Origin of the sequence: Bacteroides sp. AM54-2NS, from assembly GCF_003602935.1 — a bacterium.
Classification (GTDB): Bacteria; Bacteroidota; Bacteroidia; order Bacteroidales; family Bacteroidaceae; genus Bacteroides; species Bacteroides xylanisolvens.
Window position 1 is genome coordinate 194,234 of sequence record NZ_QTMZ01000003.1, and the last position, 12,016, is coordinate 206,249.

Annotated in this window: 9 protein-coding genes and 5 pseudogenes; 8 read left to right on the top strand and 6 right to left on the bottom strand. The window is 40.2% G+C overall.

Annotated elements, in window-relative coordinates:
• Positions 1 to 73 precede the first annotated feature (73 nt).
• Positions 74 to 798: pseudogene (locus DXA05_RS03280) on the top strand (RDD family protein).
• A 212-nt stretch (positions 799 to 1,010) separates the two neighbouring features.
• Here the strand turns inward: DXA05_RS03280 and DXA05_RS03285 are convergent.
• From DXA05_RS03285 to dnaE, 3 genes and pseudogenes are all read right to left on the bottom strand, one after another.
• A complete protein-coding gene (locus tag DXA05_RS03285) occupies positions 1,011 to 1,346 on the bottom strand; it encodes a hypothetical protein (protein ID WP_004306577.1) in 336 nt (111 codons plus the stop codon).
• 40 nt (positions 1,347 to 1,386) lie between these two features.
• Positions 1,387 to 1,701, bottom strand: a complete 315-nt coding sequence (gene trxA, locus DXA05_RS03290) for a thioredoxin (RefSeq protein ID WP_004306576.1) — start codon at positions 1,699 to 1,701, stop codon at positions 1,387 to 1,389.
• A gap of 59 nt (positions 1,702 to 1,760) precedes the next feature.
• Positions 1,761 to 5,566, bottom strand: a pseudogene (gene dnaE, locus DXA05_RS03295) (DNA polymerase III subunit alpha).
• 161 nt (positions 5,567 to 5,727) lie between these two features.
• Here dnaE and DXA05_RS03300 point away from each other — a divergent pair.
• The 3 genes and pseudogenes from DXA05_RS03300 (at position 5,728) to DXA05_RS03310 (ending at position 7,489) form a co-directional block, all read left to right on the top strand.
• Positions 5,728 to 6,414: a phosphatidylserine decarboxylase family protein gene (locus DXA05_RS03300; protein WP_004316298.1), complete on the top strand. Its 687-nt coding sequence runs from the start codon at positions 5,728 to 5,730 to the stop codon at positions 6,412 to 6,414.
• A 10-nt stretch (positions 6,415 to 6,424) separates the two neighbouring features.
• Positions 6,425 to 7,131: pseudogene (pssA, locus tag DXA05_RS03305) on the top strand (CDP-diacylglycerol--serine O-phosphatidyltransferase).
• A 67-nt stretch (positions 7,132 to 7,198) separates the two neighbouring features.
• Positions 7,199 to 7,489 (top strand): DUF4834 family protein, encoded by a 291-nt coding sequence (locus DXA05_RS03310; protein WP_004316302.1) that lies wholly within the window; start codon positions 7,199 to 7,201, stop codon positions 7,487 to 7,489.
• A 14-nt stretch (positions 7,490 to 7,503) separates the two neighbouring features.
• Here DXA05_RS03310 and DXA05_RS03315 read toward each other — a convergent pair.
• Positions 7,504 to 7,940: pseudogene (locus tag DXA05_RS03315) on the bottom strand (nucleoside deaminase).
• Positions 7,941 to 7,966: 26 nt separating this feature from the next.
• Positions 7,967 to 8,200 carry a hypothetical protein gene (locus DXA05_RS03320; protein WP_004299215.1) on the bottom strand — a complete coding sequence of 78 codons (234 nt, stop codon included), beginning with the start codon at positions 8,198 to 8,200 and terminating at the stop codon, positions 7,967 to 7,969.
• 67 nt (positions 8,201 to 8,267) lie between these two features.
• On the opposite strand from DXA05_RS03320, the gene DXA05_RS03325 reads away from it, so the two are divergent.
• The 4 genes and pseudogenes from DXA05_RS03325 to DXA05_RS03340 all read left to right on the top strand — a co-directional run bounded on the left by DXA05_RS03325 (position 8,268) and on the right by DXA05_RS03340 (position 11,204).
• Positions 8,268 to 8,633, top strand: coding sequence for a YraN family protein (locus tag DXA05_RS03325; protein WP_008025070.1), 366 nt, complete (start codon positions 8,268 to 8,270; stop codon positions 8,631 to 8,633).
• Positions 8,634 to 8,747: 114 nt separating this feature from the next.
• Entirely contained in the window at positions 8,748 to 9,104 is a 357-nt protein-coding gene (locus tag DXA05_RS03330; protein ID WP_004316305.1) for an MmcQ/YjbR family DNA-binding protein, read from the top strand.
• Positions 9,088 to 9,846, top strand: a complete 759-nt coding sequence (locus DXA05_RS03335) for a biotin--[acetyl-CoA-carboxylase] ligase (RefSeq protein ID WP_074705848.1) — start codon at positions 9,088 to 9,090, stop codon at positions 9,844 to 9,846. The genes DXA05_RS03330 and DXA05_RS03335 overlap by 17 nt, the downstream gene beginning before the upstream one ends.
• 66 nt (positions 9,847 to 9,912) lie before the next feature.
• Positions 9,913 to 11,204 (top strand): annotated as a pseudogene (locus DXA05_RS03340) (zinc-dependent metalloproteinase lipoprotein).
• 33 nt (positions 11,205 to 11,237) lie between these two features.
• Here DXA05_RS03340 and DXA05_RS03345 read toward each other — a convergent pair.
• Entirely contained in the window at positions 11,238 to 11,921 is a 684-nt protein-coding gene (locus DXA05_RS03345) for a tetratricopeptide repeat protein (protein ID WP_008770696.1), read from the bottom strand.
• Between the last annotated feature and the right edge of the window lie 95 nt (positions 11,922 to 12,016).

The window sequence follows — 12,016 nt, forward strand, 5'->3', positions numbered from 1 at the left end:
GTCCGAAACCGGAAGCAAAAATAAGAGAATTATGATATATTTGCAACGGAATCCTAAAAATGTTTAACCTGAAATGGCAGAATCTACGATAATAACCGGACAATTCGTTCGTATCAGCCAAACGCCCGCCAGTATCGGCGAACGACTGATGGCTTTAATCATCGATTATTTTCTGATCGGGCTTTACATCTTGTCCACTATTACGCTCTTGTCTAAATTAAGTTTACCGTCAGGATTCAGTTTGTTCTTTTTTCTGTGCGTCGTTTATTTACCGATTCTCGGTTATTCTTTTCTTTGCGAGATGTTCAATCACGGACAGAGCTTTGGCAAAAAACTCATCAATATCCGTGTCGTAAAAGTAGACGGTTCTACTCCAAGCATCGGCTCTTATCTGTTACGATGGCTTCTTTTCCCAATTGATGGTCCCATCACAAGTGGCCTTGGACTTCTGGTCGTTTTATTGAATAAGAACAACCAACGATTAGGGGATCTAGCTGCCGGCACTATGGTAATTAAAGAGAAAAACTATCGTAAGATACATGTCAGCCTGGATGAATTCGACTATCTGACCCAAAATTATCATCCGGTATATCCCCAGTCGGCTGATTTATCTCTCGAACAAGTGAATGTAATTACCCGGACTTTGGAATCCAGCGAAAAAGACCGGGCAAGACGTATCACGGCACTTGCCAAAAAAGTACAGGAATTACTTTCCGTTACTCCCCGTGAGGTAATCAAGAGAAATTTCTTCAGACGATACTTCGCGATTATCAGTATTATGCATTGGAAGAAATATAACCAGAATACGCTGTTTCAGACTATTCAGGCAAGGGATTATTCTCACTGTAGTGAGAATTAATTCTCATAGCAATGAGTATTTTTTCTCATTATAGTGAGAACTTTTTCTCATAGCATAAAACTGTTTGAGAAAAATCCCGCAAAAAAAAAGGGGTATACTCACAGAGCACACCCCTTATCTTAATTTTATCTGCAATGAGACCGGACGTCGTTTAGTCCACCTGTCCCAGAGAGTTTCCGTATTCCATTTCTCCCTGAACCACAAAGAGGACTTCTTCAGGATCGTATTCCCCTATTTCATCCTTTTTGGCTTCTTTTACAATGTAAGCCACAACCTCTTCCAAATCGATGTTGACATAGCCGTCTTCATCGGGTTGAGCGTCGAGAATGCCACTTTCAGAGTAATACTCGTCGATTAAATCGAGAAAATAATACAATTCATCGTCCGAGAACTTCTCTTTCAGTTCTTGAGGCAGATAGTTTTTGATAAACTCGATGGTCTTTTCGTCATCGGCATCTGCTAATAAAAAATCGTCTTCCAGTCCCATTTTTTTTAAGTATTAAGTGATAAGTATTAAGTATTATCGACTATAAAAGCTTCTTCACCTTTTCTGCGAATACCGGTTTGCCAACTGCACCTACCTGTTTGTCTACTATTTCACCGTTTTTGAAAAACAATACAGTAGGAATATTACGGATACCATATTCAGCAGCCATATCACCATTTTCGTCTACATCGCACTTACCGATGATTACTTGTCCTTCAAACTCCGCAGCCAATTCTTCAATGATAGGAGCCACCATCTTGCATGGGCCACACCAAGGAGCCCAAAAATCTACAACAACCGGTTTTCCTTCTGCAAGAACCTCTTTATAGTTGCTGTCTGTAATTTCTAAAGCCATTTTTTTAAGTATTAATTATTAAACGTTATTTCGTTAGCTTATTCTCGCCACAAATATAATCAATTTATATGAAATCCCAGTTCGGGACGTTCCTTTAAATATGTTATTAAATCCCGCCCCACTGAAAGCTTGATCGGACGGGAAATCAAATCAATTGACATGTGACTTACATCGGCATCATCCGTCACTTTAAAATACAGTTCCGTATTTCCCGGATGTTCCTTAGTCAAAGTGGCAAGTTCAGTAACCAAAGCCGAGTTCAAGACTGACAGAGGAATGATAATCGTGATCTTCTGCACCAGTTCTTCTTTCACATCGGGAAGAAGCTCCATAGAGGTGATTTTCACTTCCAATTCATCCTGCCGCCATTGTTTGGCTTGGCAACGAGCCTTAATATATAAGAAAGTTCCTTCGTTGAGGTATCCCTGATAAGTCACCCAGTCATTTCCCCAAAATGGGATTTCGGTAGAACCGGAATAATCTTCAATCTTGGCGATACCATACGGATTTCCATTCTTGCTGACCCCGCGACGAACACTAGTCACGATTCCTCCCATCGTTATTTCACGACCAACAAGTGCAGCTTTATCTTCCAAATCTGCCATACGGGTATTGCAGACGTGTTCCAACACGATAGAGAATTCATCCAACGGATGAGCGGAAAGATAAATACCTACCAAATCACGTTCGCGGTTCAAGCGATCAAGATCACTCCAACGTTCTACACCTTGAGGAATTTCAGGAGTTGCAACATCAATAACGTTTTCACCACCGAACAAAGAGTTGAAAGCAGCTGCCTTATCTGCCTGATAGCGGTTACCATAGCGCATCAATGTTTCCAGAAATACTTCACCCTTAGAATTTACAGCAAAGTATTGCTCCCGCTTCAGTTCCGGGAAACTATCAAACCCTCCGGCTAATGCCAGACACTCCATATTCTTCTTGTTGCAGGCATTCAGGTTGACACGTTGCACAAAATCGAATATACCGAGGAAAGGACCATTCTTACTACGTTCCTCCATAATACTATGGACAGCAGCTTCACCTACACCTTTGACAGCCCCTAGTCCAAAACGGATATTACCATCATGGTTTACTGTAACTTCAGGTTACTTTCGTTTACATCCGGCCCCAGCGTCTGAATACCCATTGCCTTACATTCGTCCATCAGTTTCGTAATATCGGTAATGTTCGACAAGCTTCGGCTCATCACAGCAGCCATATATTCAGGAGGATAATTAGCTTTTAGATAAGCGGTTTGGTAAGCTACCCACGAATAACAAGTAGCATGTGATTTATTGAAAGCGTATGACGCAAACTTTTCCCAGTCGGTCCAGATTTTTTCAAGAACTTTCGGGTCGTGTCCGTTCTTACGCCCACCTTCAATAAATTTAGGTTTCATGTGGTCCAGCTTGTCACGCAGCTTCTTACCCATCGCTTTACGGAGTGCATCAGACTCACCGCGGGTAAAGTCCGCCAATAAGCGCGACAGAAGCATCACCTGTTCCTGATAAACCGTAATACCATACGTATCCTTCAAGTATTTCTCCATTACCGGAATATCATACTCAATCGGCTTACGCCCATGTTTACGGTCGATAAAATCAGGTATATAATCCATCGGCCCCGGACGATAAAGGGCATTCATGGCAATCAAATCTTCGAATGTAGAAGGCTGCAATTCGCGCAGGTACTTCTGCATGCCGGCAGATTCAAACTGGAATGTACCAATCGTCCGTCCGTCACTATATAATTTATAAGTAGCCGGATCGCAGATGTCTATCGCATCGACATCTACTTCAACATTACGGCTTAAACGGATATTTTCAACGGCCTCTTTGATAATAGACAAAGTTTTCAGACCAAGGAAGTCCATCTTAATCAATCCGGTATCTTCAATCACCGAACCTTCATACTGGGTAACAAGCATTTTTTCGCCCGTTTCCTTATCATCAGCAGTGCTGACAGGTACCCAATCGGTAATATCATCACGACAGATAATCGTACCACAAGCATGTACACCTGTACCACGTACGTTACCTTCGAGCATCTTAGCGTACTTGATCGTATCCCGTACCAACGGATCGGATGATGCTTCCGCAGCTTGTAGTTCGGGAACATATTCAATCGCATTCCGCAAGTTCAGTTTCTTATCAGGAATCTTATCCGGCACTAATTTAGCCAATCGGTCAGACTCCGATAGAGGCAACTTTTGCACACGGGCAACATCCTTGATAGCTAACTTGGTAGCCATTGTACCATAAGTGATGATATGAGCTACTTTTTCCTGACCATATTTATTCGTTACCCAACGAAGTACCTCTCCACGCCCGTCATCATCAAAGTCCACATCGATATCGGGCAAGGAGATACGGTCCGGATTCAAGAAACGCTCAAACAGCAAATCGTACTGGATAGGGTCGATTTTCGTAATTCCCAGACAATAGGCCACCGCCGAACCGGCAGCCGAACCACGTCCCGGACCGACCGACACACCCAATTCCTTACGTGCCGCATTGATAAAGTCCTGTACAATCAAGAAGTATCCTGGGAAACCCATCGTTTTCATGATATACAGTTCGAAGTTCATTCGCTCTTTGACTTCTTCCGACAGAGGTTCACCATAAATTCTCTTAGCTCCGTCAAAAGCTAGTTTCGCCAAGTAATCTCCTTCAAGTTTAATACGATAGAGTTTATCATAGCCACCCAAGCGTTTGATTTTTGCTTTTGCATCCTCTTCACTCAATACCACATTACCGTGCTCATCTTGAGTAAACTCATCAAACAGGTCTTTTTCCGTAAACTTCGCCCGATAGCCTTCTTCCGTCCCAAAATCTTCGGGAATAGCAAAAGTAGGCATGATAGGTGCATGGTCGATGGAGTAATATTCTACCTTGTCAAGAATCTCCAGCGTATTGCTCAACGCTTCGGGAACGTCGGCAAAGAGTTCGTTCATCTCTTCGCGTGTTTTCATCCATTCCTGTTTGGTATAAAGCATACGGCTAGGATCATCCAAATCCTTACCGGTACTCAAACAGATCAAACGGTCGTGCGCTTCCGCATTCTCTTCATCTACAAAGTGAACATCATTCGTACAAATTAGTTTGACATTGAACTTCTTAGCATATTCAATCAGATATTTGTTCACATTTACCTGCAACGGATAACATTCGTGATTGGCACGGGGAACAGTCGCTTTATGACGCTGCATCTCCAGATAATAATCATCCCCAAACAGGTTCTTATACCATTGTATGGCTTCTTCGGCTTCTGCAAATTGCCCGGCAGTAATCCGCTTCGGCACTTCACCACCAAGACAGGCCGAACAAACAATAAGTCCTTCGTGATATTTTTCCAGTTCGCTACGATCAGTACGCGGGCGCATATAATATCCGCGTGTCCATGCGTGCGATACTAATTTAATAAGATTATGATAACCTTTTTCATTCTTAGCCAATACAATCAAGTGATAACCACTTTGGTCGGGCTTACCTTCTTTTAAGTCCATAGTGCGGCGCGCAACATACATTTCACAACCGATGACAGGTTTGAAAAGCTTGTTTTCCGCTTCCACTATCTTAGCTTTGCAAGTAGCAATCTCGGCTTCTTTATCCGCGCACTCTATTGTGCCGGCCTCAATTCCCGCAATTCGCTTCTTCAGGTCTTTAACTTCACCTTTCGGACCGCTGTTCTTTTTATTAACGTAGTTCGTAAATTCCTTAATACCGAACATATTTCCATGATCGGTCACGGCAATACCCTTCATCCCATTTTGCATGGCTTTATCGACCAGACGAGCTACACTAGCCTGACCATCCAACAGAGAATATTGAGTATGGACATGTAAATGAACGAAATCCTGCATAATGATAAGTAGTTAATTTGAAGGCATAAAATTACTACCTCTTGGGTTATAAACAAAAATAATCCTCAAAAAGTTATCAACATTCGCATTTCTATGCCCATTTACTTGCTGATTTTTTAAATTAAGTATATTTTTGCAGACAATATCATTAAACAGCATTCATGGGCCGACTAAAGAAATTGAAGAAAATACGTATTCACCGCGAAGGAACACATATATTATGGGCAAGCTTTTTGCTATTGCTATTGATTAATGCAGCTCTTTATTGGGGAATCGATTGCAAAATACCTTTTTATGTGGTAGCAGTAGCGAGTATAGCAGTCTATCTGCTGATGGTGAATTTCTTTCGATGTCCGATCCGTCTCTTCGGGCAGGACACTGAAAAGATTGTCGTAGCACCCGCCGATGGAAAAATCGTCGTCATCGAAGAAGTGGATGAAAACGAATATTTCCATGACCGCCGCTTAATGGTATCTATTTTTATGAGCATCGTGAATGTACATGCCAACTGGTATCCGGTAGATGGTACTATTAAAAAGGTAGCGCATCATAATGGCAATTTTATGAAAGCATGGCTGCCGAAAGCCAGCACAGAAAACGAACGTTCTACGGTAGTGATCGAAACTCCGGAAGGAGTGGAAATACTCACCCGGCAAATCGCCGGAGCAGTGGCACGCCGTATTGTCACCTACGCTGAAGTAGGAGAAGAATGTTATATTGACGAACACATGGGATTTATCAAATTCGGTTCCCGCGTGGATGTGTATTTACCCATTGGCACGGAGATTTGTGTCAAAATGGGACAATTAACGACCGGTAACCAAACGGTTATCGCCAAACTTAAATAATTCTGTCACAATGACAAACGTTATTAAAAATAGTATTCCGAATACCGTAACCTGCCTGAACCTTTTCTCCGGTTGTATTGCTTGCGTCATGGCTTTTGAAGCAAAATATGAACTGGCTCTACTTTTCATCGCTTTAAGTTCTATTTTTGATTTCTTTGACGGATTGTTGGCTCGTGCACTTAATGCACATTCCATTATCGGAAAAGACCTGGATTCATTGGCAGATGATGTCAGCTTCGGAGTTGCTCCCTCACTGATCGTATTCTCCTTGTTCAAAGAAATGTACTATCCGGCAAATATGGAGTTCATCGCTCCTTATCTACCTATTTGGCATTCTTGATTTCTGTTTTTTCTGCCTTGCGCCTGGCTAAATTCAACAATGACACACGGCAGACCAGCTCTTTTGTCGGACTCCCAGTACCAGCCAATGCTCTGTTTTGGGGCTCATTAGTGGCAGGGGCACATGACTTCCTGATATCAGACAACTGCCATCCTGTCTACCTTCTTATACTTGTCTGTCTGTTTTCCGGACTACTGGTATCAGAAATACCGATGTTTTCTTTGAAATTTAAAAACCTGTCATGGAATGACAACAAAATCAGTTTTATATTCCTGATTATCTGCATTCCTCTTCTTCTACTTCTTGGAATTAGCAGTTTTGCCGCCATTATTGTATGGTATATTTTACTTTCACTTTTTACAAGAAAAAGTAAATAAACAATCTCTTGGCACGTTTGTTGTACTATGAGTTTTATCAAAGTAACAACATAAAAATCATAGTCCGATGCATATACTTTTATTCATACTCATTTTTATCATTGCCATTTTCGTATTTGGCCTTTCTATTGTCGGCTTCATATTAAGAACGATTTTCGGATTAGGACGTAGTTCTTCTTCATCCCGCCCGAAACAGACGGAATCAGGACGTACAAGCCAACAAAGCTATAACCAAACGAATCGCCGTTCAAATGATGATGAAGAAGAAATATATTCCGAGAATGTTCCGGAGAAAAGACATAAAAAAATATTCACCCAGGATGATGGCGAATATGTAGATTTTGAGGAAATCAAATAGCCATTACACTGCTTTCATTTCCGTTTCGCTGCAAAAAACTCTTTCATTAGTGCAGCGCATTCGTCAGCCATTATCCCTTTTACAACCACTGTTTTAGGATGTAGAGCCGAACCGGCATATTTCTGATAGCCGCGTTTTTCATCTTCGGCACCAAACACAAGCTTGCTTGTTTGTGCCCAAGCAATAGCCCCTGCGCACATCACGCAAGGCTCAACGGTGACATACAGGTACATTCGTTCAAATACTTACCACCAAGCACGTTGGCAGCAGCTGTAATAGCCTGCATCTCAGCATGAGCCGTTACATCATTCAATGTTTCTGTGAGATTATAGGCACGCGCAATAATCCGCTCTTTACAAACCACGACAGCTCCAACGGGAACTTCTCCTCGCTCGGCAGCCTTACCTGCCTCTATCAAGGCTTGTTTCATGAAGTAAATATCGTCCAGCATTCCCCTCTTTAATTTTTAATTTTCAACTATCGTCTCATATCATGTTCACCAAAAAGGGTGGGATAATCTTCTTCCATATTCTTATGGATAAACATGAGAATTGTTTCACGAAGCCAACGTGACTTGTTCGTTATCTTATATTTCTCAAGATAACGATCTACAATCAGCTGTTCTTCGTCGCTCAATAAAATGCTCATCCGTCGTTCCCTTTTGGTACATTCGACATGCATTTTCAGGCACTTCTTACTCCTTTTTCTCATATCTTCTGCAAAATTACTTTTACTTCTGTAAAAACAAAGAATAAAAGCAGTAAATTTGCAAAAAAAGATGGCTGAACATAATGATTTAGGAAAATCCGGAGAAAATGCCGCCGTAGCTTATCTTGAGCAGAAAGGTTATCTTATTCGTGACCGGAATTGGAGAAGAGGACATTTCGAACTGGACATTGTAGCTGCAAAAGACAATGAACTAATTGTAGTAGAAGTGAAGACGCGCAGTGACACTCTGTTTGCAGCCCCGGAAGATGCTGTAGATTTACCCAAAATAAAACGTACAGTACGTGCAGCAGATGCCTATATCAGATTGTTTCAGATTGACACTCCTGTACGCTTCGATATCATCACTGTAGTAGGCAACGACGGGAATTTCAAGGTTGAACACATAGAGGAAGCGTTTTATCCTCCTTTATATTAAAGAAAGCTGTGGATTTAGATATTCATCATTATAAAAGCCGTGAAATTCGTGCAATCTGCGCTTTAATTTATGATATAACCAATTATGAAAACATACTATAATTATTAATTCATTATGAATGTAGAAACTGTCAGAGAATACTGCTTGAACAAGAAAGGAGTCACCGAATCTTTTCCTTTCGATGATGTATCACTGGTTGTAAAGGTAATGAACAAGATGTTTGCTCTCATTGACCTGGAAGAAGCTAATCACATCGCACTAAAATGTGATCCGGAAAAAGCAATCGAATTGCGTGAACATTATTCGGGAATTGAAGGGGCTTATCATTTTAATAAAAAGTACTGGAATAGTGTCCGCTTTGACAGTGACGTAGATGATAAATTGATGAAAGAGCTTATTGACCACTCTTATGATGAGGTAATCAAAAAATTTACTAAAAAGTTACGCGCAGAATATGATGCCCTCCCCTGATACATTCCCGGTTCCATTGATTCATATCAACGAGACGAACTCGACCAACAATTATCTGCAATCTCTCTGTTCTGAACAGAAGGTGGAGGAATTAACTGTCGTTGTCGCCGATTTTCAGACTTCCGGTCGGGGACAGCGTGGAAATTCGTGGGAATCAGCTCCTGGCAAGAATCTTCTTTTCAGCACCGTTATCTTCCCCGAGTTTTTGGAAGCACGACGTCAGTTTCTTATTTCACAGATTATATCTTTAGCTATTAAAGAAGAATTGGATACCTATACCACCGACATTTCTATCAAATGGCCGAATGATATTTATTGGAAAGAAAAAAAAATATGTGGGATGTTGATAGAAAACGATCTGATGGGGCGGAATATCAGTCAGAGCATTATAGGAATCGGAATCAATATTAATCAAGAGATATTTCACAGTTCTGCTCCTAACCCCGTTTCACTGCTACAAATCACAGAAGAAGAGCATGATCTATTTGAAATACTGAAAAATATCATGCTGCGTATCCAATCTTATTATAGCTTGCTCAAAAAAGGCGATACGACATCAATAGCCTGTCAATATGAAAAATCTCTTTTCAGAAGGGAAGGGATGCATCGATATAAAGATGCCAATGGAGAATTTCTTGCACGAATCGTTTGTGTAGAACCTGAAGGAAAGTTGATATTAGAAGATGAGAAGCTGATTAAAAGAGGGTATATGTTTAAGGAAGTAGAATATTTACTGAAATAAGCTATTCTATTCCAGATCAAAACATTATCTTTGAAACGTGCGTTTTTATATAAAACTCTTTCATTTATGAAAACAAAATTAATTTTCCTCCTTCCATTGTTATGGATATTAATAGGATGCGATGATTCAGATTCTGCAACATTGCATATATCAGAATCGAAGTTTGATAACATCAGCGCAAGCGGTGAATCATTAACGATAGATATTACTTGTAGTTCCTCATGGACTGTTACAAGTAATAAACAATGGTGCATTCCCAATACACAAAAAGGAGAAAACGATGGAAAGTTAATCTTATCTATTAATGCAAATCTGGAATCCAAATCCAGAACAGCAACTGTCACTATCATAAGTCATAAGGTTAGCAAAACTGTTCAAATCATTCAAAATGGCTCTACCAATACGGCTGAAGAATACCATTATGAACTCCCTGTAATCTTTCATGTATTGTATAAAGAAGATGAGAATTCTCTACAAAAAGTAAATTCAAGCCGTTTATCCCATATACTAGACAAAGTGAACAGTCTGTATAAAAGCAAGAATAACAGTGTAGACATGAATCTTACTTTTACATTGGCAACAACAGATAAAAATGGAGAAACATTACCCAATCCTGGCGTAGAATATATCCAATGGCCAGAGTCATACCCTATCGATTGTGAAGCTTTTATGAAGGATAATTCGGGAAAATATGTAAAATACTTATGGGATCCAAACTCATATATCAACATTATGGTTATAATTTTACAACTGAACCGAATTCAAATTCAGTAACATTAGGTATCTCTCATATTCCTTTTTCTACTACAGGCAAGCATTATTTAGAAGGGCTTGGTGAAACAGACTACTCTCATCTAACATTAGCAAATTTACAATTCCCACTATCTGTCTCCATTAATAGCCTATATATTAATGAAGAGTCTACTCCAACAGAATATAGTACAGCAGACATTGCTGTCACGCTAGCTCATGAATTAGGACATTACCTGGGACTACATCATGTCTTTGCCGAAACCGATAATGGCACGTGTGAAGATACGGATTATTGCAAAGATACCAAAAGCTATAATAAACAAGAGTATGATAGCAAATGTGATTACATATATGAGAATGAGAGAGAAAAATACACATTTAAAAATTTGGTAAAACGAACAGGATGTGATGGTATAGAGTTTATCTCTTATAATATCATGGATTATGCTATTAGTTATTCAAACCAATTCACTCAAAATCAACGTGAACGTATCAGACATGTCTTATCCTATAGTCCTCTGATACCCGGACCGAAGAAAGGAGACATTGATACCCGAGCGCTTAATGAAGGGCCTTTGGATTTACCAATACGAACTATAAAATAACAAATTGAATATAATTGAAAAGAGGTGAACCGCTTAGCGATTCACCTCTTTTTCTATCCTCAATATCTTATCCAATGTCTTTTGAGCTTCTGTTGATGGAAAACGCAGAATCACTTTCTGCAAAGAGTTACGCGCTTTCTCATACCGGGTAGTGAACAACTTCGATAATCCATCCCGGTAGCGGGCATACTGCATTTTAGTGGGAGAAGAAAGTTTTTTATAATCCATCTCCAACTTTTTCTTCTCCTGTTCTGCTGTCAAATAATAATAGTTTCCTAAAAAGATATTAGCCGCCAGATTATCCGCCTCAAGTTGCAATATTTTTTCGTACATACGCAAAGCATCTTTCTCCTGCCCACGACATACCTGCATTTCTGCGCAAGCTTCCAAACAATCTACATTATTAGGAGTCTTTTGCAGTAATTCCTTGTAAAATAAATAGGCTTTATCGTAATTCCGATTCTTTTTATAGGCAAGCGCTAATTCTGTAGCCAGTTTGGAGCTAATTTCACTGTTCTTGTCTACATTCGTCCAATAATACATTTCCGTACGGTCTATATTCAGAGCGATAGTCTGCCGGAAATAGCTCACAGCCTGCCCATTCTGCCCTGCCTCAATGGCAGCAGACACTTTTTGTAACATCTCATCAACCGACTGCGCATTCAGCACCAGCGGCAATGAAAATAAAGAGATAAGAAAAATAGTTAAGGTCCTCATAATCCATCTGATTGCTATTTAGTTCGTGACACACAAAGATACAATAAAAAAATAAAAAATGTACCTTTGTTCGCGAAAAGAACAATCAAATTGAT

Coding starts and splice junctions, on each gene's coding strand:
- DXA05_RS03285 (WP_004306577.1), bottom strand. CDS start 1,346: ATGGGACTGGAAGACGATTTTTTATTAGCAGATGCCGATGACGAAAAG.
- trxA (WP_004306576.1), bottom strand. CDS start 1,701: ATGGCTTTAGAAATTACAGACAGCAACTATAAAGAGGTTCTTGCAGAA.
- DXA05_RS03300 (WP_004316298.1), top strand. CDS start 5,728: ATGGGCCGACTAAAGAAATTGAAGAAAATACGTATTCACCGCGAAGGA.
- DXA05_RS03310 (WP_004316302.1), top strand. CDS start 7,199: ATGCATATACTTTTATTCATACTCATTTTTATCATTGCCATTTTCGTA.
- DXA05_RS03320 (WP_004299215.1), bottom strand. CDS start 8,200: ATGAGAAAAAGGAGTAAGAAGTGCCTGAAAATGCATGTCGAATGTACC.
- DXA05_RS03325 (WP_008025070.1), top strand. CDS start 8,268: ATGGCTGAACATAATGATTTAGGAAAATCCGGAGAAAATGCCGCCGTA.
- DXA05_RS03330 (WP_004316305.1), top strand. CDS start 8,748: ATGAATGTAGAAACTGTCAGAGAATACTGCTTGAACAAGAAAGGAGTC.
- DXA05_RS03335 (WP_074705848.1), top strand. CDS start 9,088: ATGATGCCCTCCCCTGATACATTCCCGGTTCCATTGATTCATATCAAC.
- DXA05_RS03345 (WP_008770696.1), bottom strand. CDS start 11,921: ATGAGGACCTTAACTATTTTTCTTATCTCTTTATTTTCATTGCCGCTG.